This is a genomic window from Streptomyces sp. NPDC014864, from assembly GCF_043081525.1.
Lineage (GTDB): Bacteria > Actinomycetota > Actinomycetes > Streptomycetales > Streptomycetaceae > Streptomyces.
Map to the genome: position 1 here is coordinate 73,736 of NZ_JBIBWT010000002.1, position 26,946 is coordinate 100,681.

At 75.9% G+C, this 26,946-nt stretch carries 23 protein-coding genes; 16 read left to right on the forward strand and 7 right to left on the reverse strand.

Translation table 11 applies throughout. From position 1 onward, the window contains the following. Window positions 1–682 precede the first annotated feature (682 nt). Window positions 683–1,948, reverse strand: a complete 1,266-nt coding sequence (locus ACF1A5_RS04250; protein WP_392191284.1) for a PP2C family protein-serine/threonine phosphatase — start codon at window positions 1,946–1,948, stop codon at window positions 683–685. A gap of 233 nt (window positions 1,949–2,181) precedes the next feature. Between ACF1A5_RS04250 and ACF1A5_RS04255 the strand changes: the two genes are divergently transcribed. Beyond that, window positions 2,182–2,994 (forward strand): SAM-dependent methyltransferase, encoded by an 813-nt coding sequence (locus ACF1A5_RS04255; protein ID WP_392191285.1) that lies wholly within the window; start codon window positions 2,182–2,184, stop codon window positions 2,992–2,994. Window positions 2,995–3,043: 49 nt separating this feature from the next. Here the strand turns inward: ACF1A5_RS04255 and ACF1A5_RS04260 are convergent, their stop codons facing one another. Beyond that, window positions 3,044–5,074, reverse strand: coding sequence for an NlpC/P60 family protein (locus ACF1A5_RS04260; protein WP_392191286.1), 2,031 nt, complete (start codon window positions 5,072–5,074; stop codon window positions 3,044–3,046). Between the two features lie 585 nt (window positions 5,075–5,659). Between ACF1A5_RS04260 and ACF1A5_RS04265 the strand changes: the two genes are divergently transcribed. The 5 genes from ACF1A5_RS04265 to ACF1A5_RS04285 all read left to right on the forward strand — a co-directional run bounded on the left by ACF1A5_RS04265 (window position 5,660) and on the right by ACF1A5_RS04285 (window position 12,458). Continuing rightward, window positions 5,660–8,044: a phosphoketolase gene (locus tag ACF1A5_RS04265; RefSeq protein WP_392191287.1), complete on the forward strand. Its 2,385-nt coding sequence runs from the start codon at window positions 5,660–5,662 to the stop codon at window positions 8,042–8,044. 142 nt (window positions 8,045–8,186) lie between these two features. After that, complete coding sequence (locus ACF1A5_RS04270) at window positions 8,187–8,807, forward strand: hypothetical protein (protein WP_392191288.1); 621 nt, start codon at window positions 8,187–8,189, stop codon at window positions 8,805–8,807. A 320-nt stretch (window positions 8,808–9,127) separates the two neighbouring features. Beyond that, window positions 9,128–9,568 carry a pyridoxamine 5'-phosphate oxidase family protein gene (locus ACF1A5_RS04275; RefSeq protein ID WP_392191289.1) on the forward strand — a complete coding sequence of 147 codons (441 nt, stop codon included), beginning with the start codon at window positions 9,128–9,130 and terminating at the stop codon, window positions 9,566–9,568. A gap of 273 nt (window positions 9,569–9,841) precedes the next feature. After that, window positions 9,842–10,534, forward strand: a complete 693-nt coding sequence (locus ACF1A5_RS04280; protein ID WP_356188811.1) for a response regulator transcription factor — start codon at window positions 9,842–9,844, stop codon at window positions 10,532–10,534. Window positions 10,535–10,715: 181 nt separating this feature from the next. Continuing rightward, complete coding sequence (locus tag ACF1A5_RS04285) at window positions 10,716–12,458, forward strand: GAF domain-containing protein (protein WP_392191290.1); 1,743 nt, start codon at window positions 10,716–10,718, stop codon at window positions 12,456–12,458. 106 nt (window positions 12,459–12,564) lie between these two features. On the opposite strand, the gene ACF1A5_RS04290 is transcribed toward ACF1A5_RS04285, so the two are convergent. From ACF1A5_RS04290 to ACF1A5_RS04305, 4 genes are all read right to left on the reverse strand, one after another. Continuing rightward, window positions 12,565–13,449, reverse strand: coding sequence for a universal stress protein (locus ACF1A5_RS04290; RefSeq protein WP_392191291.1), 885 nt, complete (start codon window positions 13,447–13,449; stop codon window positions 12,565–12,567). Between the two features lie 167 nt (window positions 13,450–13,616). After that, window positions 13,617–14,489: a universal stress protein gene (locus ACF1A5_RS04295; protein ID WP_392191292.1), complete on the reverse strand. Its 873-nt coding sequence runs from the start codon at window positions 14,487–14,489 to the stop codon at window positions 13,617–13,619. A gap of 180 nt (window positions 14,490–14,669) precedes the next feature. Beyond that, entirely contained in the window at window positions 14,670–15,251 is a 582-nt protein-coding gene (locus ACF1A5_RS04300) for a hypothetical protein (RefSeq protein WP_392191293.1), read from the reverse strand. Window positions 15,252–15,389: 138 nt separating this feature from the next. Beyond that, on the reverse strand, window positions 15,390–16,064 hold the full coding sequence (locus ACF1A5_RS04305) for a CBS domain-containing protein (RefSeq protein WP_392191294.1): 675 nt from the start codon (window positions 16,062–16,064) through the stop codon (window positions 15,390–15,392). 240 nt (window positions 16,065–16,304) lie between these two features. On the opposite strand from ACF1A5_RS04305, the gene ACF1A5_RS04310 reads away from it, so the two are divergent. Beyond that, the gene (locus ACF1A5_RS04310) at window positions 16,305–17,225 is read left to right on the forward strand and encodes a pyridoxamine 5'-phosphate oxidase family protein (RefSeq protein ID WP_392191295.1); all 921 of its coding nucleotides are present in this window, start codon (window positions 16,305–16,307) and stop codon (window positions 17,223–17,225) included. Window positions 17,226–17,376: 151 nt separating this feature from the next. Here ACF1A5_RS04310 and ACF1A5_RS04315 read toward each other — a convergent pair whose 3' ends face one another. Beyond that, window positions 17,377–18,321, reverse strand: coding sequence for a CBS domain-containing protein (locus tag ACF1A5_RS04315; protein WP_392191296.1), 945 nt, complete (start codon window positions 18,319–18,321; stop codon window positions 17,377–17,379). Window positions 18,322–18,555: 234 nt separating this feature from the next. On the opposite strand from ACF1A5_RS04315, the gene ACF1A5_RS04320 reads away from it, so the two are divergent. From ACF1A5_RS04320 to ACF1A5_RS04360, 9 genes are read left to right on the forward strand one after another with little or no spacing between them, the layout of a single operon-like run. Then, window positions 18,556–19,008, forward strand: coding sequence for a hypothetical protein (locus ACF1A5_RS04320; protein ID WP_392191297.1), 453 nt, complete (start codon window positions 18,556–18,558; stop codon window positions 19,006–19,008). Then, window positions 19,005–20,165: a hypothetical protein gene (locus tag ACF1A5_RS04325; protein ID WP_392191298.1), complete on the forward strand. Its 1,161-nt coding sequence runs from the start codon at window positions 19,005–19,007 to the stop codon at window positions 20,163–20,165. The genes ACF1A5_RS04320 and ACF1A5_RS04325 overlap by 4 nt, the downstream gene beginning before the upstream one ends. Next, on the forward strand, window positions 20,152–21,585 hold the full coding sequence (locus tag ACF1A5_RS04330) for a V-type ATPase 116kDa subunit family protein (RefSeq protein WP_392191299.1): 1,434 nt from the start codon (window positions 20,152–20,154) through the stop codon (window positions 21,583–21,585). The genes ACF1A5_RS04325 and ACF1A5_RS04330 overlap by 14 nt, the downstream gene beginning before the upstream one ends. Continuing rightward, window positions 21,570–21,980, forward strand: a complete 411-nt coding sequence (locus ACF1A5_RS04335; RefSeq protein WP_392191300.1) for an ATP synthase subunit C — start codon at window positions 21,570–21,572, stop codon at window positions 21,978–21,980. The genes ACF1A5_RS04330 and ACF1A5_RS04335 overlap by 16 nt, the downstream gene beginning before the upstream one ends. Window positions 21,981–21,983: 3 nt before the next feature. After that, window positions 21,984–22,202, forward strand: coding sequence for a V-type ATP synthase subunit F (locus tag ACF1A5_RS04340; RefSeq protein ID WP_392191301.1), 219 nt, complete (start codon window positions 21,984–21,986; stop codon window positions 22,200–22,202). Further along, window positions 22,199–22,717: a hypothetical protein gene (locus ACF1A5_RS04345; RefSeq protein ID WP_392191302.1), complete on the forward strand. Its 519-nt coding sequence runs from the start codon at window positions 22,199–22,201 to the stop codon at window positions 22,715–22,717. Before ACF1A5_RS04340 ends, ACF1A5_RS04345 begins: the two co-directional genes overlap by 4 nt. After that, complete coding sequence (locus tag ACF1A5_RS04350; RefSeq protein WP_392191303.1) at window positions 22,714–24,450, forward strand: V-type ATP synthase subunit A; 1,737 nt, start codon at window positions 22,714–22,716, stop codon at window positions 24,448–24,450. Before ACF1A5_RS04345 ends, ACF1A5_RS04350 begins: the two co-directional genes overlap by 4 nt. Beyond that, complete coding sequence (locus ACF1A5_RS04355; RefSeq protein WP_392191304.1) at window positions 24,447–26,318, forward strand: V-type ATP synthase subunit B; 1,872 nt, start codon at window positions 24,447–24,449, stop codon at window positions 26,316–26,318. Before ACF1A5_RS04350 ends, ACF1A5_RS04355 begins: the two co-directional genes overlap by 4 nt. Then, the gene (locus tag ACF1A5_RS04360; protein ID WP_392191305.1) at window positions 26,315–26,938 is read left to right on the forward strand and encodes a V-type ATP synthase subunit D; all 624 of its coding nucleotides are present in this window, start codon (window positions 26,315–26,317) and stop codon (window positions 26,936–26,938) included. The genes ACF1A5_RS04355 and ACF1A5_RS04360 overlap by 4 nt, the downstream gene beginning before the upstream one ends. Window positions 26,939–26,946: the final 8 nt, after the last annotated feature.

Consider the following 26,946-nt stretch of genomic DNA (forward strand, 5'->3'; position numbering starts at 1 on the left):
CCGGCCGCTTCCTCGGCGCGGATCACAGGCCCGGGATCCCACGCGGCACGGGCACCGCGGGCACCCTGAACACCTCTCCTACGGCCAGTGCATCTCGTTCGTCGCGTTCGTTCAGTCCGTCTCGTTCGTCCCGGACGTCCGGTAGGTCGAGGCCGCACAGCCCCCTTGCGCCCCCGTCCGTCCCGAGGCTCCGCGGCAGGACGGCCGGCGGGGTCGCGGGCGGGGGCGTCCGCTGTACGGAGACCGGGGGCCGGGGTGAGCCGGTGTCGGCGAACGACGCCCACTGGACGGAGGACGGTTCGGGCACGCCCCGTCCGGCGGCCTGCCGCTCCGGGTTCCACGGCCCGCGCGCGGGCGGTCGGAGTTCGTGTGCCGGCGGCCTGAGTGCCTGCACCGGCTGCGCGGGTTCGTGAACGTCCGGCCGGGGCTCGTGAACCGCCGGCCGGCTCCAGGTCCCGCTGGTCAGTTCCGCGTAGGGCCGGTCCGCGGGCCGGTGGCCCGGTGGGCGTGGCACGGCCCGAGAAGTGCTGTCCATGCCGGAGCAACGGCGTTCCCGCGCCGTCCGTACGTGTCGGTCCCGGCCGGTCACCGCATCAGGTGAGCTGCTCCCTCGAACGGGCGTGTCAGCTCATGCGACAAGCGGCCCGGACGGCGGGGCGGCTGCCCGGGTCCCGGTTCCCGCTCAGTTCTTGCCCGGGGTCAGCTCGGCCAGCAGCAGGGTCCGGTCGTCGTCGGCATCGGTGGTCGCCCGGCCGGACGGGGAACCGTCGAGCAGTCGCCGGCACACCGACGGCAGGGCGTCCGGACGGTCGGTGTCCGCCGCCGCGGACCCGGCGTCGAACGCGTGGGCGAGGCGGCTGATGCCCTGGTCGATGTCGGCGGTGCGCGACTCGACCAGCCCGTCGCTGTAGAGCAGCAGCAGCGTCGGCTCGGACAGCCGCAGCACGGTCGGCTCGTAGCGGCCCGAGCCCAGCCCGAGGGGCAGACCGGCGGAGGTGAGGGTGACCCGCACCGCCGGACCGCCCGGCCCCCGGATCAGCGGCGGCGGGTGTCCGGCCCCGACGAAGGTGCAGGTGTGGAGGTTCGCGTCCCACTCCACGTACATGCACGTGGCGAAGGAGGCGCCGGGGGTGTCGCTGGCGACGGTGTCGAGCCGGCCCATGAGCTCGGCCGGAGCGATGTCGAGCGCCGCCAGGGTGCGGACCGCGGTGCGCAGCTGGATCATCGCGACGGCGGACTCCGGGCCGTGCCCCATCGCGTCACCGACGACCATGGCCAGCCGGCGGCCTTCCCGCGGCAGCACGTCGTACCAGTCCCCGCCGATGACGTTGTCCTGCCCGGCGGGCCGGTAGCCGTGCGCGACCCGGCAGCTGGGGAAGGCCTGCCCGGTGTCCGGGAGCAGGCTGCGGCGGATCGCCAGCGCGGTGCGGCGCTCCCGTTCGTAGCGCCGGGCGTTGTCGAGCGCGACGCAGGCCCGCCCGCCCAACGACTCCACCGCCACCGCCTCGCCGCGGGTGAAGGGCTCCTTGTCCGGTCCGCGGGTGCAGGCGACGAAGCCGACCGCCCGGCCGCGCAGCCGGAGCGGGACGATGAGGAAGGAGCCGGCGCGCAGCAGGGCGTCCACTCCGGCGTCGCCCGGGCCGGCCTTGCGGAGCCGGTCGGCGGTGTGCCGGTCGACGCCGTCGAGCAGCTGGGTCTGCCCGGTGGCGACGGCGCGCGCGTACGGGGTCTCGCGCGGGAAGACCAGGACCTCGCCCACCGGCAGCAGGTGCTCCCAGTCCTCCGCGGTGTCCGCGCCTATGCGCAGGGCCAGCCGGCGGGCCTCGATCTGCGGCGGGTCGGCCGTGACCCGGCCCTGCTCCTCGAGGAGCCAGCGCTGGAGCAGGTAGACCGAGGCCGCGTCGCAGAAGCCGGGGGCGAGGGCGTGGACCACATGGCGGCCGGTCACGTGGAGGTCGAGTTCGGACCCGATGGCGTCGGCCGCGGGGGAGAAGCGGGCACGACGGCGGAGCGGCGCCGAGGGGGGAGCGTCGTCGGGATCACTGCGTTCTGTGTTCCGCAGGGTCGTGGCCTTCCGGGTGGGGCCGGTAGCGGCGCGGGGGGTCGGGCGGACCGTCGGCTAATGCCAGGGGCAACTATATGATGCACCGTCAAGGTGACTGGGAAGCAGGGGAGTTGGTCATGCCGGACGAGGGCGGTCTGCCGGATGGGGTGGACCCGGACAAGGCGAGCGTGGCGCGGATGTACGACGTCATGCTGGGCGGCGAGCACAATTTCGCCATAGACCGGGAGGCGGTGGCCGCCTTCACGGCCATCGATCCCCAGGTGCGTACGCTGGCCCGCGCCAACCGGGCCTTCCTGGGCCGTGCGGTGCGGTTCCTGGTGGACGCCGGGGTGCGCCAGTTCATCGACCTCGGCTCCGGCATTCCCACCCAGGGCAACGTCCACGAGGTCGCCCAGGCCGCCAGCCCGGGGGCCCGTGTGGTGTACGTCGACAACGATCCGGTGGCGGTGGCGCACAGCGAGGCCCTCCTCGCCGGCAACCCGAATGCCGCGATCGTGGCCGGGGACATCCGGGACCCGGAGGTGGTGCTGTCCTCACCGCAGGTCGCCGAGCTCATCGACTTCGAGCGGCCCGTCGCCGTCCTCATGATCACGATCCTGCACTTCGTGGCGCCGGAGGAGGACCCGGCCGGGATCGTGGCCGCCTTCCGGGACGCGGTGCCCGCCGGGAGCTGGCTGGCGCTGACCCACGCCACGGACGAGGACCGCCCGGACACCGCCGCCGCCGTGGGCCGGCTGTACCGCTCCCGGGCCACCTCGCCGGTCACCCCTCGCTCGTATCAGGAGATCAACTCCCTCTTCGACGGCTACGAGTTGGTGGAGCCCGGACTGGTGCACGTGCCCCTGTGGCGCCCGGAGTCCGCGGAGGAGATCCCGGAGGACCCGGAGCGGTACTGGGTGTATGCCGGGGTGGGCCGCAAGGGCGCGTAGCGCGGCCCGCGGTCCCTTGTCGGACGTGTCCGGGCGCCCGGCTTGCCGGTCAGGCCGGGCGCACCGCGCTGTGGATGGCCTGCGCGCCGGCGAAGAAGACCGACTCCTCCCGCAAGGGCGCTCCCGGGGTCGGGGCGTGCACCATCGTGCCGTTGCCCGCGTAGAGGCCCACGTGGCTGACCTCGGCGTAGAAGAAGACCAGGTCACCGGGCTGGAGGTCGGCGAGGGGGATCGGCGTGCCGGACCCGGACTGCTCGGACGCGGTCCGCGGCAGGGCGACTCCGGCGACCCGCCAGGCGGCCTGTGTGAGGCCCGCGCCGTCGTAGGAGTCCGGTCCGGTGGCGCCCCAGACGCACGGCTTGCCGATCTGCGCACGGGCGAAGGCGAGCGCTCGGTCGGCGCGCCGGTCGGACGCCGGGGCCGGCGCGTCGGCCGGGCGTGTGCCGGGGGTCTCCGCGGCGGCCGGGGGCACCGCGCCGCCCGGTGTGGATCGGCGGACCAACATCTCCTGTGCCTGCGCGAGTTGGCGGCGGAGCCGGTCCTTGGAGGACCGCATCGCCAGCTGCCCGGGCCGCGCGACCGACGCGGGGGAGCGGCCGAGGGCACCCATGGTGTCCCTGGCGTCCGCCGCCCCCGACCACGTGTGCGGCGCCGCGGCCGGCGACGCGGTGAAGGGCGCGGGCGCGGTGGGTGACCCGGTCGCCGGTACGGCGGTCAGGTCCCCGGCGGACGCCCCCGACGGCCGCACGGCCGTCCCGCTCAGGGACCCGGCGACCGGCCGGCCGAAGGGCACACCGTCCGGCATCCCGGCGAGCCCACCGGCGACTCCGCCCCCGGGCCCGGCGGTGAGCCCGTCCATGGGCCCGGCGGTGAGCCCGTCCATGGGTCCGGTGGTCAGTCCGCCCACAAGCCGGGCGCCGAATCCGTCCGTGGGTGCCGGGGTCAAGTTGCCCACGGGCCCGGCACTTGGGCCGCCCGTGGGTCCGGCGGTCAGGCCGTCCAGCGGCCCAGCGCCAAGCGCGCCCGCGGGTCCGGCTCCGAGTCCGCCCAGCGGCCTTGTGTCGAGTCCCTCCATGGGCGTGGCGGTCAAGTTGCCCACGGATCCGGTCCTTTGGCCGCCGTTGGTTCCGGCGGTGAGCCCGTCCACGGGCCCGGCGGCGAGCCCGCCCAGGGTCCCGGCGCCGAGCCCGTCCATGGGTCCGGTGGTCAGCCCGCCCACAAGCCGGGCGCCGAATCCGTCCGTGGGTGCCGCTGTCAAGTTGCCCACGGGCCCGGCAGTTGGGCCGCCCATGGGTCCGGCGGTCAGGCCGTCCAGCGGCCCGGCGCCGAGTCCGCCCATGGGGGCGGTGGCCAAGTCGCCCCCGGTTCCGGTGGTCGACCCGCCCCCAGGTCCCGCGCCGAGCCAGCTCGAGGGCCCGGTGGATCCGGCACCCAGCGCGCCCACAGGTCCTGCGGTCAGCCCGTCCGTGGCCCCGGCGTTCGTGTCGCCCGCTCGGCCGGAAGGCGGCCGCCCCCCGGCGCCGACGGTCGAGTCGCTCACAGTCCCGGCGGTCAGGCCGCTCCCAGCCCCGGCGGTCAACTCGCCCGCAGCCGCGGCGGTGAGCCTGCCCGAGGGCCCGGCGGGCAGCTCCGCCACCCGACCGGTGGCGGGTGTCCTGGCGGTGGGGCCCGCGGGCAGTTCCGGGACGGGTGTGGCCGTGGCGGACGGGCCGGGGGGCAGTTCCGGCAAGGAGCGGGCGGTCAGTTCACGTGCCGGGCCGCCGAGACTGCCTTCCGCAGGCCGCCTCGACGGCGGGGTGCGGCGGGAGCCGGCCGGGTTCGGCAGCCGGTCCGCGGGCAGGACGGCGGGGACCGTGGGGCCCACCTCCGCGCGGGCGGCGTCGAACCACTGCCTGGCGATGCTTTCGAGGCTCGGGTCGGCGGCCGCGCCGGACCTGCCGGGCGCGGAGCCCGCGCGGGTGCGTCCGCCCTTGCTCATCGCCCGCGTGGCGTTGTAGTTGCCGGTGGCCGTCTCGGCCCGGTCGTAGAGGCTGCTGATCCGCCGCCGGACCTCGGCGCGGCTGGGTGCGTAGTCGCTCATGGCCGCCTCCGGGGCGGAGTCGCGCGGGTCGGGGAGGCCGGGGCCTTCCGCGCGCGAGGGTCGTTCCGGCGCCAAGGAAGACGCGCTCCTTCCGCAGGCCGCCCCCCGGGGCGGCTGCCAGGGGCGGGCGGAGGCCCGGAAGGCGTGCCCCACGGCCCTGCCCTGGCGGGCGGTCGGGCCGATTCACCCCCTGCCGGTCAGTCTCCCGGGCCGGGCGGAGGCCGTACGATCCGGCGGGGTTCGCCGGAGCTGGTCATGCGGCCCGGGCGTCAACTTAGCGAACGTGTGTGCCTCGTGTGAAGATTGAAGTGCGAAATGTCCGATACCTTTTCGTGACCTGAGAGTCCGGGAGATCCCCGCCCGGCCCGGCCTGCGGGCGCGCGAACCCCGCCGGCGCCAGGATGACGGAGTGGACCCGAGGCGCGGTGGCCGGACTCCGCCCCCGTCGGCGTGGCCGGAACAGCACGCGCGACGGAGGTGGCCCGAACGGCCCTGTCGGGTACCCGGCGCCGCGCCGGAGGGTGAGGACGTGTGCCCCGGCACGCGGCACCGCCCGACCGCCGCCCCGAACCGGAAAGGACCCCCATGTCCGTCGATCCGCAGCAGGCGCCCGCCGGGCTCACGGAGGAGGAGCTCGCCGGGCTGGACGCCCACTGGCGCGCCGCGAACTACCTCTCCGTGGGCCAGATCTACCTGATGGCCAACCCCCTGCTGACCGAACCGCTGCGCCCCGAGCACGTCAAACCCCGCCTGCTCGGCCACTGGGGCACCTCACCCGGCCTCAACCTCGTCCACACCCACCTCAACCGCGTCGTCTCCGCCCGCGGTCTGGACGCGCTGTGCATCTGGGGCCCCGGCCACGGCGGACCCGCAGTGCTGGCCAACTCCTGGCTGGAAGGCACCTACAGCGAGACCTATCCGGACGTCACCCGGGACGCGGCCGGCATGGCCCGGCTGTTCCGGCAGTTCTCCTTCCCCGGCGGCGTACCGAGCCATGTCGCCCCGGAGACGCCCGGCTCGATCCACGAGGGCGGTGAGCTCGGCTACTCCCTGTCGCACGCCTACGGCGCCGCCCTCGACAACCCGGGGCTGCTGGTCGCCTGCGTGATCGGCGACGGCGAGGCGGAGACCGGCCCGCTGGCCGCCTCCTGGCACTCCAACAAGTTCCTCGACCCGGTCGAGGACGGCGCCGTGCTGCCGATCCTGCACCTCAACGGCTACAAGATCGCCAACCCGACGGTGCTCGCCCGGCTCCCCGAGGAGGAACTCGACGACCTCCTGAAGGGCTACGGCCACGACCCGGTCCACGTCACCGGCGACGACCCGGCGGCCGTCCACCGGGCGATGGCCGAGGCCATGGACACCGCCCTGGACCGCATCGCCGCGATCCAGCGCGCCGCCCGCGCGGAGGGCGTCACCGACCGGCCGCGCTGGCCCGTGATCGTGCTGCGCACCCCCAAGGGCTGGACCGGCCCGGCCGAGGTCGACGGCCTGCCCGTGGAGGGCACCTGGCGCTCCCACCAGGTCCCGCTGTCCGCCGTACGGGACAACCCCGAGCATCTGCGGCAGCTGGAGCGGTGGCTGCGCTCGTACCGGCCCGAGGAGCTGTTCGACGAGCACGGCGCGCCCCGCGCGGACGTGCTGGCGTGCGTCCCGCAGGGCTCCCGCAGGCTCGGCGCGACCCCGCACGCCAACGGCGGGCTCCTGCTGCGCACACTGCCCCTGCCGCCGCTGGAGCGTTACGCGGTCGCCGTCGACAAGCCCGGCGCCACCCTGCACGAACCCACCCGCGTCCTCGGCGACCTGCTCCAGGACGTCATGCGCGCCACCGCCTCCCGGCGCGACTTCCGCCTCGTGGGACCCGACGAGACCGCCTCCAACCGCCTCCAGGCCGTCTACGCGGCCAGCGGCAAGGCCTGGCAGGCCGCGACCCTCGACGTGGACGAACACCTGGACCGGCACGGCCGGGTGATGGAGATCCTGTCCGAACACACCTGCCAGGGCTGGCTGGAGGGCTACCTCCTCACCGGCCGGCACGGGCTGTTCTCCTGCTACGAGGCCTTCGTGCACATCGTCGACTCGATGGTCAACCAGCACATCAAGTGGCTGCGCACCACCCGGCGGCTGCCCTGGCGCGCCCCCATCGCCTCCCTCAACTACCTGCTGACCTCGCACGTGTGGCGGCAGGACCACAACGGCTTCTCCCACCAGGACCCCGGCTTCGTCGACCACATCCTCAACAAGAGCCCGGAGGCGGTGCGCGTCTACCTGCCGCCGGACGCCAACACCCTGCTGTCGGTCGCCGACCACGTGCTGCGCAGCCGCGACTACGTGAACGTGGTCGTCGCCGGGAAGCAGCCCTGCTTCGACTGGCTCTCCATGGAGCAGGCGAAGGTGCACTGCGCCCGCGGCGCCGGCATCTGGGACTGGGCCGGCACCGAGGACGGCACGCGCGACCCGGACGTCGTGCTCGCCTGCGCGGGCGACGTGCCCACCCAGGAGGTGCTGGCCGCCGCCCAGTTGCTGCGCCGGCACATGCCCGAGCTCGCCGTGCGGGTGGTGAACGTCGTGGACATCGCCCGGCTGCTGCCCAGCGAGGAACACCCGCACGGCATGAGCGACTTCGAGTACGACGGGCTGTTCACCACGGACCGGCCGGTCATCTTCGCCTACCACGGCTACCCGTGGCTGATCCACCGCCTCGCCTACCGGCGCACCGGCCACCCGCACCTGCACGTGCGCGGCTACAAGGAGATCGGCACCACCACCACGCCGTTCGACATGGTCGTCAGCAACGACATGGACCGCTACCGGCTGGTCATGGACGTCGTCGACCGCGTCCCCGGGCTGTCGGTGCGCGGCGCCGCCATGCGCCAGCGCATGGAGGACGCCCGGCTGCGGCACCACACCTGGAGCCGGGAGCACGGCACCGACCTTCCCGAGGTCGCGGACTGGGCCTGGGACGGCTGAACGGGCCCGCAGGACAAGGACGTTCGGCCCGGGTGACCGGGCCGCGCAGCCCCTGCGAACCCGGCCGCGGCGGCGGGACATTGAGAGCGCAACAACGCGAACGACCGATATCCCGCGGTACTCCCTGAAGGGGATGGACATCATGGCAGTGCACGACCACGGCCACCGGCACATGGGCCTTCACCTGTCGCTCCGGCGCAGCAACGCGGCGGCCACCGGGTCCGACACAGCGACCTCCGCGGCCACCGCGACCGGCGCGTACGCCCTGGCGGGGCTGCGGGTGCTGCTCGGGTTCGTCTTCCTGTGGGCGTTCCTGGACAAGACGTTCGGCTTCGGCTACGCGACCCCCTCCGGCAAGGGCTGGATCGACGGCGGATCGCCGACGAAGGGCTTCCTCGGCTCGGTGGCCGCCGGACCGATGGAGTCCACCTTCCACGACTGGGCAGGCGCCGCCTGGGCCGACTGGCTGTTCATGCTCGGCCTGCTCGGCATCGGTGTCGCGCTGATCGCGGGGATCGGGCTGCGGCTCGCCGCGGTGGCCGGCACCGTGATGATGGCGCTGATGTGGATGGCGGAGTGGCCGCCGGCCCAGCACCTCTCCGACGGCTCGCCGAGCATGTCGACGAACCCGTTCGCCGACTACCACCTGGTGTACGCCCTCGCCCTGATCGCCCTCGCGGCCACGGGCGCCGGCGCCACCTGGGGCCTCGGCCGCCTCTGGGCCGGGCTGCCGTTCGTCGGCCGCAACCGCTGGCTCCGGTAGCCGGACGGGGTCCGGGCCGGCCGGACCGCACCGCGGGGCCGGGGCACCGCCGCAGCGCAGCGGCGGTGCCCCGGCCCCGCGACAAGGGCCGTTCGGCCCTGCGCCGGGGGCCAACGGCCCTGGGGCCCGGCACACCCGGGGAGAGACGATCCCTTGCCGGAACAGTTCGCGGGCGACCCGTGCCCCTCCCTCGTACGGGCCGTCCGCAGCACCCTGCACACGGACCGCGCGAGGGAGAGAGGACGGCCCAAGGTGAACGCTGTCGTGAGGTGTCCAGGCCTCACCGCGCCGAGGTGCGCGGTGCCGTGCGAGGAGGCGGCATGACGGCCGACCCGGCCCCGGCCGCCCGGGTCGCCACCCGGCGCATGGTCGAACTGGGCCGCGAGGAGGCGCTGCGGCTGCTGGCGAGCGTGCCCCTGGGCCGGGTCGGCTTCACCCAGCAGGCGCTGCCCGCGATCCGGCCGGTCAACCACCTCGTGCACGACGGGGACGTCGTGATCCGCACCCACACGGGATCCGCCCTGCTCAAACACTCGCTGAGTGCCGAGGTGGTGGCGTACGAGGCGGACGAGATCGACCCGTGCACGCACACCGGATGGAGCGTCGTGGTGACCGGACTGGCCACCCGCGTCACCGACCCCGACGACCTGGCCCGCTACCAGGGCCTGCTGCACCCCTGGGTCGGTACGGAGATGGCGCACGTGGTCCGCATCGTGCCGGAACTCGTCAGCGGCTACCGGCTGGAGGCGGAACCGTCCTGAACACGGCCGCCCGGCACGCTCGCCCGGCACGACCTGCCGGGACCCGGCACGACCCGCCGGCGCGTCCACGGCGGCCGTTCGTACCCTGAATCCCGTGATCCGCGCGGCGCCGCCGCGACGTGCCCGCGCCCGCGGAGGTCCGGCGCGGCACGTCCGGACGCGTGAAAGGCTGAGCCCGCGGCCCGGGAAAGAGGGCCGACCGGCCCTGGCCTCTGGTCCCGGCTTGGGGGATGGTTCCCAGTGGAAAAACGAACACATCGCGAGGAGCAACCGATGGCGGAGCGTGAGCAGGCCGGCCCCGGCACCCCGATCCGGGTCTTTCTCCTGGACGACCACGAGGTGGTACGGCGTGGGGTGCACGACCTGCTGGACGACGAACCGGACATCACCGTGGTAGGGGAGGCGGCCACCGTGGAACAGGCGCTGGTGCGCGTCCCCGCGCTGCGTCCGGACGTGGCGGTCCTCGACGTCCGCCTGCCCGACGGCGACGGCGTGACCGTCTGCCGCGAACTGCGTTCCCGCCTGCCCGACCTGGCCTGCCTGATGCTGACCTCGTTCGACGACGAGGAGGCGCTCCTCGACTCCATCATGGCCGGTGCCTCCGGGTACGTCCTGAAGCAGATCCAGGGCTCGGACCTGGTCTCGGCCGTGCGCACCGTGGCCCGCGGCCAGTCGCTGCTCGACCCGAGCGCCACCACCAAGCTGATGGCCCGGCTGCGGGGCGGCCAGCAGCAGGAGCCCGAACCGGACGCGCTTCCCGGACTCACCGAGCGGGAGCGGGAGATCCTGGCCCTCATCGGAGAGGGCCTGACCAACCGTCAGATCGGCCAGCGGCTGTACCTCGCCGAGAAGACGGTGAAGAACCACATCTCCCGGCTGCTCGCCAAACTCGGTGTGGAGCGGCGCATCCAGGCCGCCGTCATCGCCACCCAGGCACAGGACCGGCTGCGCGGCGAAGGGCACTGACGCCGGCCGCCGGCCCTGCCCCGCACGCAGGTCCCGCCGGCCGGCTGCCGCGCAACTGGCCGCCGCGGTGCCCCGCTTGCCGCCCACCCCCGGGTGATCACGTATCGTCGCCGTGCCGGAACCGCTAATGTGTCACGGGAGCGGAACGGCGTCGGTACTTTGTGGGGCTTGGAGGAACAGCGTGGGAAGCTCCGGGGACGCTCAGGAGGCCCGCGTACGGCTGCCGCAGCTCAGGCTCGACGAGCTGCTGGAGGAGCTGCAGGCCCGCCTCGACGCGGCGCGCGGCACCCGGGACCGGGTGCACAGCCTGCTGGAGGCGGTGCTCTCGGTCGGGCGGGAACTCGATCTGGAGCAGGCTCTTTTCAGCATCGTGGAGGCCGCGGCCACGCTGGTCGACGCCGAGTACGCCGCACTCGGCGTGATCGGCCCCGACGGCAGGCGGCTGTCGGCCTTCCACACGATCGGGGTGACCGGGGAGCAGATCGCCCGCATCGGCCCCTACCCGGAGGGCCACGGCATTCTCGGCGAGCTGATCCGCCACCCCGCCCCGCTGCGGCTGGCCAAGCTCTCCGAACACGAGGCGTCGTACGGGTTCCCGGAGCACCACCCGCCGATGAACACCTTCCTCGGCGTCCCCATCCGGGTCCGGGACCAGGTCTTCGGCAATCTGTACCTCACCGAGAAGCGCGGCGGCCTCCAGTTCGACGAGGACGACGAGTCGGTCCTGTCCACCCTGGCCGTGGCGGCCGGCGTGGCGATCGACAACGCCCGCCTGTACGAGGAGTCCCGGCTGCGCGAGCGCTGGCTGCAGGCGAACGCGGAGATCACCCACAGCCTCATGTCCGGCACCGCCCAGGGCGGGGTCCTCGGACTGATCGCCGAGCGCGCCCGGGACATCACCGGCGCCGCCCTCGCCGTGGTGGCGGTGCCCATGTCCGACACCGACGCCCTCACCGTCGAACTGGCCATCGGCCAGGAGGCCGAGGTGCTGCGCGGCCTGGTGATGCCGGTGACCGGCACGCTGCTCGGGCAGGCCTACGACGGTGGCGTGGCGGTGACCACCCCGGACGTCGCGCAGGACGAACGCGTCTCGGGCGGCCTCCAGCGCTTCACCGGTCTGGGACCGGCCGGAGCCGTGCCCATCGGGTCCGGGGACCGGGTGCGCGGTGTCGTGCTGCTGGTCCGCGAGACGGGCGCGAACGAGTTCTCCGAGGCGGAGATGGACCAGTTGCAGGTCTTCGCCGCGCAGGCCGCCGTCGCCATGGAGCTCGCCGAGCGCCGGCAGGACGCCGAGCAGATCATCCTGCTGGAGGACCGCGACCGGATCGCCCGGGACCTGCACGACCTCGCCATCCAGCGGCTGTTCGCGACCGGGATGACGCTGCAGAGCGCCGGCCGCTTCGTCGAGCACACCGAGGCGAAGGAACGCGTCCTGCGCGCGGTGGACGACCTCGACGAGACCATCAAGATCATCCGGTCGACCATCTTCGGCCTGCGCACCCGCAGCGACGAGGCCGCACCCGGGCTGCGCACCCGCGCGGTCCGCGTGGTCGGCGAGGCGGCGCCCGTCCTCGGCTTCGCGCCCGGCGTGCGCATGGAGGGCCTGCTCGACACGCACGTGCCGAAGGAGATCGCCGACGACGTGGTGGCCGTGCTCTCCGAGTCCCTCACCAACATCGCCCGGCACGCGCGTGCCGACCGGGCCGAGGTGGTGCTGGAGACCGACGGCCGGGAGGTCCGGCTCTCCGTCACCGACAACGGCGTCGGCATACCGGCCGGTGGCCGCCGCAGCGGCCTCGGCAACATGGCGGAGCGGGCCCGCAAGCTCGGCGGGGACATGGAACTCGGCAGCCCGGACGGCGGCGGCACCCGCCTGGTGTGGTACGCGCCGGTCGGCGGTCCCCAGGAACAGAAGGCGACTTGAGCGATGCGGCCGCCCGGGCGGCCGCATCGCCACTGCCGCCCCGGAAGGTCGCCCCGGCGTCGGCGCGTCCGCGTGGAAGGCCGTACCGCGGGCGCCCCCGGGGTGGTCACTCGGCGTGCCGGTGCGGTATCGCGACGACCGGGCACCGCGCGTGGAGCAGCACGCCCTGACTGACCGACCCCAGCACCATCCCGCTGAAGCCGCCCAGCCCCCGGGTGCCCACCACCAGGCCCAGGGCGTGCTCGGCGGCCTCGGTGAGCACCTGGACCGGGTGTCCCTTGACGACCTCGTGGTGCAGTTCGACCTCGGGACGGGCGGCGCCGCGCCCCGCCACGATCTCCGACAGCATCCGGCGGCACTCCTGGAGGGCCGCGTACTCGTCGTAGGCGCCCAGCAACGGAGGACGCCAGACGTACAGGGCGCGCACCACCGCGCCGCGCAGGGAGGCCTCCTCGAAGGCGAAGTCCACCGCCGCCGCGGAGTGCGGGCTGCCGTCCACGCCCACCACGAAGTAGGGCGGCTCCTGGGTGGTGTGCTCGGGCTCGGGCACCACCACGACCGGGCAGCCGGCGTGGGCGACGAGCGGAAGGGCGACCGCGGCCGAGCCGAACCGCTCCTGGGTGGCGCTCAGATGCCAGGACCCCACCACGACCTGCGCGGCCCCGCGGGCCTGCTCGGCGAGCACGTAGGCCGGCTGCCCCTCCGCCAGCAGCGCCGACGCCTCCAGCCGCGGGTGCCGGGCCTCGACGAAGGCCACCGCCTCCTTGAGCGTGGCATCGCCTGCCGCGTGCAACTCGCCCTTCCAGCTCTCCCAGGACGGGTGCCCGCCCTGCGGCCGGTAGCCGGGGGTCGGCACGCCCTGCGCGTGCACCAGCAGCAGCGGCAGCCCGTGCCGGTCCGCCTCGTCGGCGGCCCAGGCGAGCGCCATGCGCTTGTGCGGATCCGGGTCGACACCGACCACGATCGGCCTGCGGCCATCGGTGTGCGTCATCCACGCCTCCCGAAGTCGAGCACGCGGTCACCGGCGTACGGAACCACGCTGCGGGGCGCGCTGCGGGCCCGGTCCCGGCCCGTGCGGCGGAACGTGCGGCGCCTTCCCGGCGTCCGTCTTCCATGGTGGCGGCGTGCCGGGGGTGGCGCATGGGTCGTTCGGCCCTTTCAGGCCCGTACGACCGCCACCGGGCCGTACGCGTGGTGCAGCAGGGCCTGGCTGACCGAGCCCAGCAGCAGCCCCGAGAACCCGCCGCGCCCGCGCGAGCCGAGGACGGTGAGCTGAGCGGTGCGGCTCGCCTCGATCAGCGCCTGACGGGTGGGGCCGTGCACCAGTCGTGGCTCCACCTTCACGTCCGGGTACCGCTCGCGGTGCCCCGCGATCGCCTCGGCCAGCAGCCGTTCCTCGGCGGCGGCCAGCACACCGGGCTCGTTCGCGTAGGGCTCGGCGGCGTCGGGGGGAGGCGGCATCGGCGCGTTCCAGGTGGTCCAGGCGTGCAGCGCCACGACCGGGACGCGGCGCCGGGCGGCCTCCGCCAGGGCGAAGCGGAGGGCCTCGGCGCCCGCCGGGGACCCGTCCACGCCGACCAGGACCGGACCGGTGGGATCGGCGAGCTGCCGTACCACCAGGACGGGGCACCCCCCGTGGGCGGCGAGGGCGGCGGCGGTGGAGCCGAGCAGCAGCCCGCCGAAACCGCCCAGCCCCCGGCTCCCCACCACCACCAGAGCCGCCTCCCGCGACCGGGCCTCCAGCACCGTCGACGGATCACCCGGCAGGACCGACCCGGAGACGTCCGCGTCCGGCGCGGCCGCGCGCGCCCGCTCCATGCCCTCGTTCACCAGCCGGTCCGCCGCGTCCCGCAGCCGGGCCCGCATCGGCTGGGAGAGCACCTTGTCCAGGGACGCGTGCGCCACCGGCCAGGAGAAGGCGTGCACCACCCGCAGGGAGGCCTTGCGCGACTCGGCTTCGAGCGCCGCCCACACGACGGCGTCCAGGGCCGAGTCGGAACCGTCCACCCCGACGACCACCACGTCGCTCATGACTTCTCCTCCCACAGGCTGTCCCGGCGTTCGGGGTTTGCGCGGGCTGTCCCGGCGTTCGGCGTCTGCGGGCCGCCCCGGCGTTCGGCGTTCCCGCCGCGGGCCGACCCGGGGTTCTCCCCGCGGGCACGGACCGCGCCCGCCGCCGGACTCACCCGGCAGGGGGGCCGCCCGCTCGGGTCAGGACGCCGTACGCCCCCACTGCGGGCCGAACTTCTCCCACTCCGCGTCCCAGGCGCGGCCGCGGCGCCGGTCCAGGGCGGCGTGGATCGCGTAGTAGGTGCCGGCCGCGGCCCCGCTGACGGCGAGCGCCGCTGTCACGCCCGTGGCCGCCGCCTGGGTGGTGGCCTGCGCCGGCGTGGTGGGCCGGATCGTGACGCGGCTGTGGTTGTCGGTCCAGACGACGATCCGGTCGCCCGCCTTCAGCCCGCTGTCGACCAGCGTCCTGTCGGAGTGCCGGGTACCGTCCGGGTCCGTCCAGCGGACCGTGGCGAGGACGCGGTCGCCCGACGTGTTGAAGCGGCCGCCGCCGCGCTCCGCGTCGGTGACGAGGGTGGCGGTGGCCGGATGCCGCTCCGCGCGCTGCCGCGCGAGGGTGTCCGAGGTCGCCTGAGCGCTCATCACGCCGGCGAGCGGCCCGCCCACCGCGACGGCCGTCCAGGCGGCCAGCAGGATCCAGGCTTCGACCAGGTCTTCGCGGCGGCGCAGCGGGTTGCGCCGCCAGCGCCACAGCGACCGCCGGTCGTGTGTGTTCGCCGCCATCGTGCTCACCTCCGGCTGTCCCCTCCAGGCTCACGCCGCGGCCCGCCGCGTGGCAGGGCCTTCCGGGTCATTGCTGCGCGTGGGCGGAAGGCCATCCGGCCCCAGTGCGGCCGCCCGGGCCGCCTTCGCGCCGCGACCTCACCGGGTGCCGGGAGCACCGCTGGTGTCGTCCGATCGGTAGATGAGGTCCGCCGCCACGGCGACCACGCCGTCGACGCCGCGGCACAGGCGCTCGACCACCGGGATCAGGCTCCTGGCCGCGACGGACCCCTTGAGCACGACGCGGCCGTCGGTCACCGTGACCGTCACGTCGGCCGGGGTCAGGCCGAGGGTCCGGTTCAGCACCTCGCCGACGACCTCCTCGTGGATCGCCTCGTCCCGGCGCAGGAAGATCCGCAGCAGGTCGCTGCGGCTGACGATGCCCACGAGGACACCCGCCTCGTCGACCACGGGCAGGCGCTTGATCCGGTGGGCGTCCATCAGGCGCGCGGCCTCGACGACGGTCCACTCCGGACGCGCGGTCACCGGGGGAGCGGTCATCAACTCCTCGGCGGTGGCGGCGTCGGTCCTGGCAGGCTCCCGGCCCGTGAGGTCGGCCAGCGGAAGCAGACCGGCCGGGTCGGGCTGCGCGGCGACCTTGCTCAGCAGGTCGGCCTCCGACACGATGCCGACGGGCCGTCCCAGGTCGTCCACCACCGGCACGGCGGCCACGCCGTTGTCGGACAGAAGCTGGGCGATCTTCTTGAACGGCGTGTCCCGGCGCACCCGGACCACGCCGCGGGTCATCAGATCCTCGACCATACGGTGTTGCATCGAGCCTCTCCCTCCGGTCCTGCGGTCGTCCGGTCCTCGGACCGGCACGGCGTGCCGAGGCGGCGGTTCGACCGCGACCCGCCTCCCTCCAGCGTGGCAGCCCCGGACCCCCGCCGCCTGGGGACCTGCGCACCCGGGGACGGGCCGTTCGTCCCCGCCGCGCGGGACCTCGAGCCCTGTTGGTGCCGGAGGTGGCCAGGCGCGATCCTGGGGAGCGGACCCCTCGAGAAAGGCCCGGTCATGCATGCTCGGCTAGGCGACCGGCTCGTCGTCGAAAGCGCGGTCACCGGCTCCGCCCGGCGCGACGGCGAGATCGTCGGCCTCCACCACGACGACGGGACACCGCCGTACGACGTGCGCTGGTCGGACACCGGAGAGGTCACGCTGGTGTTCCCCGGTCCGGACGCCCGCGTCCAGCACCTCGGGCAGGAGGCGCCGGCGCCACAGCCGGAACCGGGCGGGGCGGCCCGCCCGGACACGGGCGCCGCGCCCGCCGAGCGGCCCGCGGGCCACGCCCTGCAACCGGGGGACGTGGGCCGCCGGGTGGCGGCGGCCCGACGGCGGCAGGGGCTCAGCCTGGAGGAGACCGCCCGGCGGGCGCGGATGTCGCCCCAGTACCTGGCGTACCTGGAGGCACATCCGTCGGACCCGAACGTGGCGACCCTCATCCGCCTGGCCGACGCCCTGGGCACCACACTGATCGAACTCCAGGGCGGCGACCAGGAACGGCCACCGGGCCAGGGACACGCCCTGCTCCACCCCAGCCTGCGCGACCTCGACGAGGGGGAGTGCCGGGCGCTGCTGTCGTCGCACGGGGTCGGCCGCGTCGCGTTCACCACCCTGGAGGGACCCGTCGTGGTCCCGGTCAACTACGACGTGGTCGACGACGGTGTCGTGTTCCGCACCGCCCCCGGCACGGCCCCCGCCTCGGTGGTCGGCACGGAGGTCGCCTTCGAGGTCGACCACGTCGACGACACCATGAGCCAGGGCTGGAGCGTGCTGGCCGTCGGTCCGGCCGAGGCCGTCACGGACCCCGAGGCGGTACGGCGGCTGGAGCAGCGGGCCCACTCCGACCCCTGGGCCGGCGGCGGGCGCACCCTGTGGGTGGAGATCCGCCCCACGCGGCTGACGGGACGACGGATCACGCCGGCCGACCGGTGAGCACCGGCGCGCCGGCTCAAGAGGCCTGGATCCAAGGGGGCTGAGTCCAAGGGACCTGAGCGCCAGGGGGTCTGGCGGGTGGGTCGGAACGGTTCGTTCCGACCCCACCCGCCAGACCCCGTCCGTCAAGTCCCGTCAAGTCCCGTCGGATTCAGGCCGGGGCCAGATGGTTGCGGACCTCCACCACGTCGTCCATGTCCTCGACCTCCGCGACCAGCCGCTCCGCGGCGGACTCGGGCATCCGGCCCTGGAGGTCGACCACACCGCCGCGGACGCCCACCTGCACGGCGTCGGCCGCGCCCGGCCCGGCCACCACGGTCACCAGATGCCGGACGTCCTTCTGAATGCCCGCGTCGTCCCGGATGAGGGCGTGCAGCAGGGCGTTGCGGTGGACCGTCCCCACCAGGCGCCCCTCGTGGTCGGTGACGGGCACCCGCTTCAGCCGCGACAGTGCCGCCAGCCACGCCGCCTCCGCGACGGACGCACCCGGCAGGACCGTGATCGCCGGGCTCGTCATCAGCACCTCGGCCGTGTCGCCGCGGGCCTTCTCCAGGAGCCTGCGCTCCCTGATGCGGCGCAGCGGCCCGGGACGGTGCTCCTGGGCCTCGACGGCGACCTTCGCCAGCAGATCGGACTCGGACACCACTCCGACGACCCGGTCGTGCGCGTCCACGACGGCCACGGATCCGACGCCCTCGCGCGCGAGGATCCGCGCGACGTCCGAGAACGGCAGGTCCCAGGGCACGGACGGGGCGGGCACCTGCATCACGTCGCGCACCTGCAACGGCGCGGTCGTCGCGGCGCCCGTGGGTCCGGCCCCGGCCGTGACCGGTGGCGGGGCGGCGGTCCCGGTTCCGGCCGCCTCCCGGGCGGGAGCCGCGGCGGCCGTCCCGGGGGCCGCGGGGGGCTCGGGTCGTTCCGCCCGTCCGTATCCCGGCGGGCCGTGGTGGGCGGCCTGCTTCGACGACACGGCCGCCATCGCGCCCAGATAGCGCAGCAGCATCTCCTCGTGCACGGCCTCCGCCGGCCCGGGCGGCCTGCCGGGCACACCGTGACGCGCCTCGGATCCGGTGGAGTACGCCTCGTGCTCGTTCACTCCGGCCTCCCGCAGTCTTCTCCGTCCCCCCGCACTCGTCGTGTCCCCCTCACCAAACTCCGGCCGCCGGGTGCCGGCCGCCTAGGGCCGGACGGTCCACCGATGGAGGCACGCCAGCCCCTCAACGCAGGACACGGTGCGGGTGGAGGCTGAGACTGAAGCATGAAGCCCCCCGGAGAGGATCCGGAGAAGCCGGAGAGGATCCGGAGAGGGTCCGGAGAGGACCCGGAGAACATGGTGCTGCGATTCCGTGACTTCCTCGACTTCCTCGCCCGCTTCCGTCGCGTCGGCACCGCCGGAGCAGCGGCCGTCGGCGTGCCCGCCGACCGCGCGGCGGAACGTGCGACGGAGGTGCGGCCGCTGTTCGCTCTGCTCGCCGCCGCCCAGGAGGAGGCCGACGAGATCCGCCGCGCGGGACGGCGGGACGCCGACGCGGTGCGCCGGGAGGCCCGGGAGCGGGCCGAGGAGATCGTGACCGGTGCCCTCGCCGGACGGGCCGGGGCCCGCGCGGCCGGGTTCGCCGCCGGACGCGGCGCCGTCGCCGAGGAGGCGGACCGCATCCGCCGGGACGGCGGCGCGGCGGCACGCGCGCTGCGGCGCCGGGCCGAGGACAGGATGCCCGCTCTGGTGGCACGGGTCGTCCGGGACGCCCTGCGCGTACCGGACGACGGCGGGGGACCCGGATGAGCGCCGGGTGGGTGGCGGGAGCGATCAGGGCCCGCGCCCTCGCCTCCCGCTGCACCGGCCCGGACGGCGCCCGGGAACTGGCCCGTACGTCCGGCCTCGACGAGGCGCTGCGACTGCTGGCGGGCACTCCCTACCACTCCCGGGTGCGGGCCGCCGCCTCGCTGCCCGCGGCCCAGCGGGCCGTGGCGGCCACCCTGCTGTGGCATCTGCGGGTCCTCGCCGGGTGGCTGCCCCGCGGCGGAGTGACGATACTGCGCCCGCTCGCCGCGGGCTTCGAGATCGCCAACGTCGCGGCCCGCCTGCGCCCGTCTCCGGCGGCCCCCGCTCCGGCGCCCACCGAGTCACCTCCCACCGAGCCACCGCACGCGGAAGCGCCGCGCGCGGGTCCGGCCCCCGGAGAAGCGGCCGACGGCGAACCGGCGACCGGCCACCAGGCGAGACGCCGTCCGGCGACCGGCGAACCGGCCTCCACGGAACCCCCGTACGCGGCACCGGCCGACGGCGCGGGCACCGCGCCCCAGGAGCGGGGGACCACCCCGCCGGCGTACGCGGTGACCCCCGTCGTGCCGCCCTACGACCTGGGCGCCCTGGCCACCGCGTGGCGCGGCCTGTCCCGGGCGGGCACGCGGGGCGCGCTGCGGGCCGCACTCACGGCCTCCTCCTGGGGCGACCCCGGGGACGAGACACCCGCCGCGATCCTGACCTCGATGCGGCTCACGGCCGCGCTGCACACCGCCGCGGCCGTCCCCGGCGCCCGCCGCTGGGCGGCCGGCCGGGCCGCCCTGCTCACCGCCCGGGAACGTTTCGTGCACGGGCGTGCCCCCGCCGCCGGCGCCCGCCGCGGCGCCACGGCCGTCCTGGGCGCACGGGCCGTGAACGCGGCCTCCTGGGCCGACTTCCGCCGCGCCCTGCCGCCCGCGGCCGCCTGGGTCGTGGCCGGCGTCGACGCCCCGGCGGACCTCTGGCGGGCCGAACTGCGCTGGTGGCACACGCTGGAGGCGGACGGCCGGAGCATGGCGCACACGGTGCGGCACGACGCCACGGCCGTTGTCGGCGCGGTCGCCGTGCTCTCCGCGGACGCCTGGGCGGTACGGGCCGCCCTCGCGCTGGCGGCGCGCGGCGGCGCTCGGCCGGAGGTGCTCGATGCCCTGGTCTGAGACCCTGCTGCCGGTCAGGATGCGCCGCGTGGCCCTCGTGGTCCCGCGCACCGGGCTGCGCGACGCCCTGCTGCGGGTGGCCGAGGCGGGCTGCGTGGAACTGGACGTGGCGGAGGGGCTGGAGCCCGGGCCGGCCGCGCGCCGCCTCCAGGCGGCCGGCGGCCATCCCGGTCCGCCGCTGCTGGCCCCGGAACCTCCCGGCCCGGACGAGCCCGTATCGGTGACCGCCCGGGCTCTGCTCAAGGGCGAGGCCGAACTGGAGGAACGTGCCCGCAGCGCCGTCCGGCAGGGCGAGGTCACGGCGCTGCCCGGCTGGTGCCCGTCCGGCGCCGTGGCGGGGACGGCCGACCGGCTGCGGGGCACCGGCGCCGCGCTCGTACGTCTGCGCCGCCCCCGGGGAGTGGAGCCGCCCACCCTGCTGCGCGGCGCGCGAGCGCCCCGCCGCGCGTCCTTCACCCCGCTGGTGTCGGCCTACGGCACCGTGCCGTACGCCGACCTCGACCCGTCCTGGCCGGCCGGGATCGCGTACGTGGTGATGTTCGGGATCATGTTCGGTGACGTCGGCCACGGGGCCCTGCTGGTGCTGACGGGCCTGCTGCTGTGGCGCCGGGCGCCCCGCCGCCTGGCCGGCGTCCGCGCGGCCTGGCCGTTCCTCGTGGGCGCCGGGGTGTGCGGCATCCTGGCGGGCTTCGCCTACGGGGAGTTCTTCGGCCCCACCCACCTCCTGCCGGTGCTGTGGCTGAACCCGCTGGAGGACCCGGAGCGGCTGCTGATCGCCGCCGTGGGGTTCGGCGCCCTGCTGCTGGCACTGGCCCACGGGGCGGGCGCCGTCAACCGGTGGCGCGAACAGGGGCCGGGCCGGGCCGTGTACGCGTCGACGGGCTGTGCCGGGCTCGCCGTCCACCTCGGACTCGCGCTCGCCGTACTGGCGCTCGCCACGCACCGCACGGCGCCCGCCACCGCGGGCGCGTCGGTCGCCGTGCTGGGGCTCGGACTCACCGCGGTCGGCATCTTCCGCACCACGGCGGGCGGCCTGGAGGGCGGCACCGAGACGGCCGTACGCCTGCTCGACGTGGTCGTCCGCGTCGGCACCAACACGCTCTCCTTCGCCCGGCTGGCCGCCTTCGGGCTCACGCACGCCGCCCTCGCCGACGTCGTCTGGGGGGGCACCGCCGGACTGGCCCGGCACGGCGGCGCCGCGCTCGCCGGCGCCGCCGCCGTCCTCGTGGTGGGAACCGCCGTCACCTTCGCGCTGGAGGCCCTGGTGGCCGGCGTGCAGGCGCTGAGGCTGGAGTACTACGAACTCTTCTCCCGGCTCTTCGAGTTCCAGGGCCGGCCGTTCCGTCCCTGGTACGTCCAGCCGGCCGGCCCGGTGCCGGCCGGCACCGATCCGGAGGTGGCCGCATGCTCACCTGGATGATCGTCCTGCCCCTCGTCGGCGCGGTGCTGGCCGCCGTGCGCACCCTCGCGCGACGGCGGCCCCGGCAGGCCCTGAGGTGGATCCTCGCCGCCGACGCGGTGCTCCTCGGCGGCGCCCTCCTGCTGGTGCTGACGACGCTGTCCTCGGCCGCCCAGGCCGCCGGCACCGCGGGCGCGGACGGCTCCAACGGCACCGCCCTGATCGCGGCCGCCATCGCGGTGGGCGGAGCGTCGATCGGGGCGGCCGCCGCCGTCGCCTACACCGGGGCCGCGGCCCTCGCGGCCCTCAGCGAGCGGCCCGAGCTGTTCGGCCGGGCCATGGTGATCGTCGGCCTGGCCGAGGGGATCGCCGTCTACGGACTGGTCGTCGCGATCCTGCTCATCGGAAAGGCCTGAACGATGTCGACGGTGGCCGCCATCGGGGAGCGGGACCGCGTCTGCGGGCTGGCCCTCGCCGGAGTGGTCGTGCACGCGGCCGAGGGCCCCGAGGCGGCGAGAGAGGCCTGGCAGGCCCTGCCCCCGGAGGTCGCCCTGGTCGTTCTCACCCCCCGGGCGGCCGAGGCGCTGGGCGCCCGGCTCGACACACAGACCCCGCTGACGGTGGTGCTGCCGGTATGACGGCGCCGCGCGTCCGCGCCGACGACGGCCTGGAGCCGGTCCGCGAGGCCCTCCTCGCCGAGGCCTGCGAGGCCCGCGCGGTCGCGGTGGCCCGCGCCCGGACCGAGGCGCGGGCCACCCTGGAGGCCGCCGGCGCGCGGGCCGACGCGATCCTGACCCGGGCCCGCGCGGCCGGTCGCCGGGACGGCGTCGCCGCCGCGGCCCGGGAACTCGTCCACGCCCGTCAAGACGCCGCGCGGGCCCGGCTGGCCGCCCGCCGCGAGGCGTACGAGGAGTTCCGCCGGCAGGTCGCCGACGGCGTGCGGACGGCGGCGGGGGACCGCGACGGCCTGCTCGACGCGCTCACCCGGCGGGCCCGCGACACGCTCGGCGCCGACGCCGTCGTCCGCCCCGGCGCGGACGGCGGGATCGTCGCCGAGGCGCCCGGACGCCGGCTCGACCTGACCCCGGCCGCCCTCGCCGAACGCGCGCTCGACCGCTTCGGCTCCCGGGTCCAGGAGCTGTGGACGCCGTGACGGAGGCCCCCGCCCCGGCGTCCTCGGTGGTCCGGGTGGCCGGACCGCTGGTCCAGTTCGGCTACGTCCCCGGAATCGCCATGCACGACCTGGTGCTCCTGGGCGAGGCCCGGCTGCCCGCCGAGGTCGTCGCCATCAAGGAAGACCTCGCCACCGCCCAGGCCTACGCCTACACCGGCGGACTGGCCCCCGGCCACCCCGCCCGGCCGCAGGGCCGCCCGCTCACCGTACGGCTCGGGCCCGGCCTGCTCGGCGGTGTCTTCGACGGCCTGCTGCGCCCGCTCTCCGCCGCCGGCGACCGGCTGCTCGCCGCCCCGGCCGCCCGGTCCGCCGACGCCGGACGCACCTGGCCCTTCACCCCCCGCGCCGCCGAAGGACAGCGGGTGGCTCCCGGCGACGTCCTCGGCGACGTGCCGGGCGGTCCCGGCCCCGGCCTGCGGATCCTGGTCCCCGCGGGCTCCTCCGGCACCGTCGCGGACCTCGCGCCCGCCGGGCGGTACGGCGAGGAGGACGTGCTGGCCGTCGTCGGCGGCACCCCCGTACGGCTCGCCGAACCCTGCGGCGTGCGCGCGCCGCGGCCCGTGCGGGAGCGCCTCGCGGCGACCACCGCGCTGATCACCGGCCAGCGCGTCATCGACCTGCTCTTCCCCGTGGCGCGCGGCAGCACCGTCGCCGTCCCCGGCGGCTTCGGCACCGGCAAGACGATGCTGCTCCAGCAGATCGCCAAGTGGTGCGACGCGGACGTGATCGTCTACGTCGGATGCGGCGAACGCGGCAACGAGATGGCCGAGGTGATCGCCGAGCTGTCCCGGCTGGAGGACCCGCGCACCGGCGGCCTGCTGGCCGACCGCACCGTCGTCCTCGCCAACACCTCCGACATGCCGATGATGGCCCGCGAGGCCGGCGTGCACACCGCCGCCACGGTCGCCGAGTACTTCCGCGACATGGGACTCGACGTGGTGGTGATCGCCGACTCCACCTCCCGCTGGGCCGAGGCGCTGCGCGAGTTCGCCGCCCGCATGGGGGAGCTCCCGGCCGAGGAGGGCTACCCGGCCGGTCTCGCCTCCCGGCTGGCGGCCTTCTACGAGCGGGCAGCGGCGGTGCGGACCCTCGGCGGCAGCACCGGGTCGGTCACCCTGTTCGGCGCCGTCTCGCCGCCCGGCGGGGACTTCACCGAGCCCGTCACCGCCCACACCGAGCGCTTCGTGCGCTGCCTGTGGGCCCTGGACCGCGACCTCGCCTACGCCCGGCACTACCCCGCGGTCTCCTGGGCGGACTCCTTCTCCCGGGACACGGCCACCCTCGCCCGCGGCCCCGCCGGCCAGGCCGACCCCGACTGGGCCGAGCGCCGCGAACGCGTGGCCCGCCTGCTGGCGGAGGCGGACCGGCTCGCCGACCTCGTCGAACTCGTCGGCATCACGGCCCTGCCCCCGGCCGAGCGGATGAGCGTGCTCGCCGGGCGCCTGGTGCGCGAGGGGCTGCTCCAGCAGAGCGCGCTGTCCCCGGCGGACGCCTACTGCTCGCCCGCCCGGACGGCCGCCCTCGCCGACGCGGTGCTGGCGGTGGCCGAGAGCTGCGCGCGGACGGCGGACACCGCGGCCCGCGCCGACGCCGTGGAGGAGGTCGACTTCACGCCGCTGCTGCGGGTGCGCGAGGAGGCCGGCCCGACGGACACCGCGGGCATCGGCGCCGCCCGGGACACCGTGCTGGCCCGGCTGGAGGAGGTGCCGTGACCGAGGTCGAGTACACCGCCGTACGCGAGCTGCGCGGGCCGCTGGTCCTGGTCGACGGCGTGGCGGGCGTCGGCTGGGACGAGTTCGCCCTGATCCGCCTCGCGGACGGCGAGCTGCGCCACGGGCTCGTGCTGGAGGTCGACCGGGACCTGGCCGTCGTACAGGCCCTGGAGGGCACCGCCGGGATGGACCCCCGCCGCACCCGGGTGGCGTTCACCGGCGCTCCGCTGCGCGTCCCCGTCGGGCCCGGCTGGCTCGGGCGGACGTGCAACGGGCGCGGGGAGCCGGTCGACGGCGGGCCGCCCGTCTTCGGCCCGCGCACCGCCGAGGTCGCGGGCGCGCCGATCAACCCGGTACGGCGCGAGCCGCCCGCCGAGCCCGTACTGACCGGGATCGGCGCCATCGACGTACTCACCACGCTGGTGCGCGGCCAGAAGCTCCCGGTGTTCTCGTCGGCGGGGCTGCCGCATCTGGACCTGGCCGTGCAGATCGCCGCGCAGGCCTCGTGCGCGGGCGAGCCGTTCAGCGTCGTCTTCGCCGGCATGGGGCTCACCCACGCCGAGGCCCTGGCGGTGCGCGAGGGACTCGGCGAGCGCGCCGCGGCGGGTGAGCTGGCGCTGTTCCTCAACACCGCGGACGACCCGGTGATCGAGCGGCTGCTGACCCCCCGGATCGCGCTGACGGTGGCCGAGCACCTGGCCTTCGGCGAGGGCCGTCACGTCCTGGTGGTGATGGGCGACATGACCGCCTACGCGGAGGCGCTGCGCGAGGTCTCCGCCTCCCGCGGTGAGATCCCCGCCCGGCGCGCCTACCCGGGCTACCTCTACAGCGACTTCGCCTCCCTCTACGAGCGCTGCGGCAGGATCCGCGGCCGCCCCGGATCGGTGACCGTGCTGCCGGTGCTGACCATGCCGGCCGGGGACATCACCCACCCGGTGCCCGACCTCACGGGCTACATCACGGAGGGCCAGATCGTGCTGTCGCCCGCCGTCCACGCCCGCGGGGTGTTCCCGCCCGTGGACCCCCTGTCGTCGCTCTCCCGGCTGCTGCGCTCGGGTGCCGGGGCGGGCCGCACCCGGGCGGACCACCCGGCGGTCGCCGCCCAGCTGATCGCCGCGCTGGCGCGCGCCCGGCAGGTCCGCGAACTGGCCGACCTGATCGGGCAGTCCGCGCTCAGCGCGACGGACCGCCGTCACCTCGACATGGAGGACGCCTTCCTGCGGGACTTCGTCGCCCAGCGCTCCGACGAGAACCGCCCGCTCACCGAAGCACTCGAACGTGCCTGGCAGGTCCTGCTCCGCCTCCCCCCGGGCCAGCTCGCCATGCTCCCCGCGGACCTGCTCCACCAGCGCCTGCACGCCACGGCCCCGCCTCCGGCCGGTACGGCTCCACCATCGGCCGCGACGGACCCGCCTCCCGCCGCGACGGACCCGCCTCCGGCCGCGACGGACCCGCCTCCGGCCGGTACGACTCCACCATCGGCCGCGACGGACCCGCCTCCCGCCGCGACGGCCCAGCATCCGGCGGGGACGGCCCCGCAATCCGACGCGACGGACACGCCCGCGCCCGGGGACGCGGTCGCGGGCGGCACGGCGACGGGCTCGGCGGGACCGGGGGCGGGAGGTGCGGAGGGCACGGATGCCCGGTCGCGGGCGGGCCGTTCGGGCCGGGCGGCGGCCGAGCCACGCGCGGACCGTCCGGGCGGCACGGACGCCGGGCGGCGGGCGGGCCGTTCGGACGGGGTGGAGACCGGGCCGCGAGAGGACCGTCGGGGCGGGGCGGAGACCGGGCGGCAGCCGGGCCGTTCGGACGGCCCCGGGACCTGCTCGGGAGAAGACCGTTCGAGTGGCGCGGAGGCCGGGTCGTGAGCGCCCGGTCGCGGCAGCCTCCCGGGCGGGCCGGGCGGCTGCGGCTGCGCAGGCGGCTGGACGCCGCTCAGCGCGGCGCGGACCTGCTGGAGCGGAAGCTGCGCCTGCTCCTGGACCGCCTGCGCGCCCTGGAGGACACGGCGCGGGCCGCCGAGGAACGGTGGCACGCGCTGACCACCGAGGCGGAGGAGTGGCTGCTGAAGGGAGTGGTGATCGCCGGGGAGGGGGCCGTGGCCGAGGCGGCGCCGGCCGCACCGGGGACGCTCGACGTCCGGTGGGCGGCCCTGATGGGCGTCCGCCACCCCGACGGCAGTGACTGGACACCCCCGGCCAGGGATCCCGGCGAGACACTGGCACGCACCACCGCACTGGTGCACGCCGAGGCCGCCTACCGTGACGCCGTCGGCGCCGGAGCGGAGTACGCCGTGGCCCGTACCGCGGCCGCGCTGCTGACCGAGGAGGCCACCCGGACCCGGCAGCGGGTGCGCGCCCTGCGCCGCCACTGGATCCCCCGGCTCACCGCCGAACTGGCCGCCGCCGACCAGGCGCTGGAGCAGGCCGAGCACGAGGAGTCGGTCCGCCGCCGCTGGGCCGCCACGGAGTCCCCGCACCGGCGGTGAGCCTCACG

What these genes read in the sequence shown, in the direction of transcription:
- ACF1A5_RS04255 (WP_392191285.1), top strand. Translation starts at nt 2,182, where the DNA reads ATGCCGGACGAGGGCGGTCTGCCGGATGGGGTGGACCCGGACAAGGCG.
- ACF1A5_RS04260 (WP_392191286.1), bottom strand. Translation starts at nt 5,074, where the DNA reads ATGAGCGACTACGCACCCAGCCGCGCCGAGGTCCGGCGGCGGATCAGC.
- ACF1A5_RS04265 (WP_392191287.1), top strand. Translation starts at nt 5,660, where the DNA reads ATGTCCGTCGATCCGCAGCAGGCGCCCGCCGGGCTCACGGAGGAGGAG.
- ACF1A5_RS04270 (WP_392191288.1), top strand. Translation starts at nt 8,187, where the DNA reads ATGGCAGTGCACGACCACGGCCACCGGCACATGGGCCTTCACCTGTCG.
- ACF1A5_RS04275 (WP_392191289.1), top strand. Translation starts at nt 9,128, where the DNA reads ATGACGGCCGACCCGGCCCCGGCCGCCCGGGTCGCCACCCGGCGCATG.
- ACF1A5_RS04280 (WP_356188811.1), top strand. Translation starts at nt 9,842, where the DNA reads ATGGCGGAGCGTGAGCAGGCCGGCCCCGGCACCCCGATCCGGGTCTTT.
- ACF1A5_RS04290 (WP_392191291.1), bottom strand. Translation starts at nt 13,449, where the DNA reads ATGACGCACACCGATGGCCGCAGGCCGATCGTGGTCGGTGTCGACCCG.
- ACF1A5_RS04295 (WP_392191292.1), bottom strand. Translation starts at nt 14,489, where the DNA reads ATGAGCGACGTGGTGGTCGTCGGGGTGGACGGTTCCGACTCGGCCCTG.
- ACF1A5_RS04300 (WP_392191293.1), bottom strand. Translation starts at nt 15,251, where the DNA reads ATGGCGGCGAACACACACGACCGGCGGTCGCTGTGGCGCTGGCGGCGC.
- ACF1A5_RS04305 (WP_392191294.1), bottom strand. Translation starts at nt 16,064, where the DNA reads ATGCAACACCGTATGGTCGAGGATCTGATGACCCGCGGCGTGGTCCGG.
- ACF1A5_RS04310 (WP_392191295.1), top strand. Translation starts at nt 16,305, where the DNA reads ATGCATGCTCGGCTAGGCGACCGGCTCGTCGTCGAAAGCGCGGTCACC.
- ACF1A5_RS04320 (WP_392191297.1), top strand. Translation starts at nt 18,556, where the DNA reads ATGGTGCTGCGATTCCGTGACTTCCTCGACTTCCTCGCCCGCTTCCGT.
- ACF1A5_RS04325 (WP_392191298.1), top strand. Translation starts at nt 19,005, where the DNA reads ATGAGCGCCGGGTGGGTGGCGGGAGCGATCAGGGCCCGCGCCCTCGCC.
- ACF1A5_RS04330 (WP_392191299.1), top strand. Translation starts at nt 20,152, where the DNA reads ATGCCCTGGTCTGAGACCCTGCTGCCGGTCAGGATGCGCCGCGTGGCC.
- ACF1A5_RS04335 (WP_392191300.1), top strand. Translation starts at nt 21,570, where the DNA reads ATGCTCACCTGGATGATCGTCCTGCCCCTCGTCGGCGCGGTGCTGGCC.
- ACF1A5_RS04340 (WP_392191301.1), top strand. Translation starts at nt 21,984, where the DNA reads ATGTCGACGGTGGCCGCCATCGGGGAGCGGGACCGCGTCTGCGGGCTG.
- ACF1A5_RS04345 (WP_392191302.1), top strand. Translation starts at nt 22,199, where the DNA reads ATGACGGCGCCGCGCGTCCGCGCCGACGACGGCCTGGAGCCGGTCCGC.